Annotated in this window: 1 pseudogene; it reads left to right on the top strand. The window is 42.6% G+C overall.

Going from position 1 to position 1,085, the window contains the following annotated elements:
* Window positions 1-1,085: pseudogene (locus E6X37_RS10340) on the top strand (hemagglutinin); the annotation flags it as partial.

The following is a 1,085-nucleotide window of genomic DNA, read 5'->3' on the forward strand; positions in this document are numbered from 1 at the left end:
AAAGACGGTTATGTGACAGGTTTGGAAAACAAAGATTGGGATCCTAACAACATCACAAGCGGTCGCGCTGCTACAGAAGATCAATTGCAAAAATCTCACAAATCCTTGGATAATAAGATTACTAACCTAGGTGATGAAATCACGAAAAAAGGTATGAATTTCGCCGGTAATACAGGTGAATTCCACCGTGATTTAGGCCAAAAGGTTACTATCAAAGGTGAAGGTACAGAGTCTGACGATAAATATTCCGGCGAAAATATTAAAACCGTAGCCGACCAAGATGGTAATGTTACTATCAAGATGGCGAAAAACCTTAAGACTGACAGCTTAACTACTGATAAGGTAAAAGTTGGCAAAAACGGTCAAGACGGCGTATCCATTACTGGACCTAACGGTGTTGATGGTACAGATGGCAAAGTAGGCATTACTGGCAAAGACGGTAAAGATGCTGTATCCATGTCCGGTAAAGACGGTGTTGGTCATATCGGTTTAACTGGTAAAGACGGTCGTAATGCGGATATTACCGTTGATAAAGGTGATCCAGACTTAGACGGTAACAACATCACTCGTATTAAGTACCAAGACGAAAACGGTAAGACCCACCAAGTAGCAACTAAAGATGATGGTATGAAATACGGTGGCGATAGCGGTTCCGTAATCAAGAAAAAGCTTAACGAACAAGTTAATGTAGTGGGTGGCATTACTGATGCTAGCAAGTTGACTACAGAAGACAATTTAGGTGTCGTATCCGATGGTACTGGCAACCTTAAGGTTCGTATGGCGAAAGACTTGAAAGGTCTTGAAACAGTAACAACTAAGGATGCTGCAGGTAATACTACAGTTATGAACGGTGGCGGTGTAACAATTACACCTGCTAGCGGTAATGCTGTAAGTCTTACTAAAGATGGCCTCAACAACGGCGGTAATACAATTACCAATGTAGGCCCTGGTGTAAACGGCACGGATGCAGTTAACGTAAATCAATTAAAAGGTGCTACAGATGGGTTAGCTAATGCTATTAACTCCGTAGCGGGCGAAACACAACGTGTAGGCGCTCATGCAGCGGCTATGTCTGCATTGAAACC

Source organism: Veillonella parvula (assembly GCF_032550495.1).
Classification (GTDB): domain Bacteria; phylum Bacillota; class Negativicutes; order Veillonellales; family Veillonellaceae; genus Veillonella; species Veillonella parvula_G.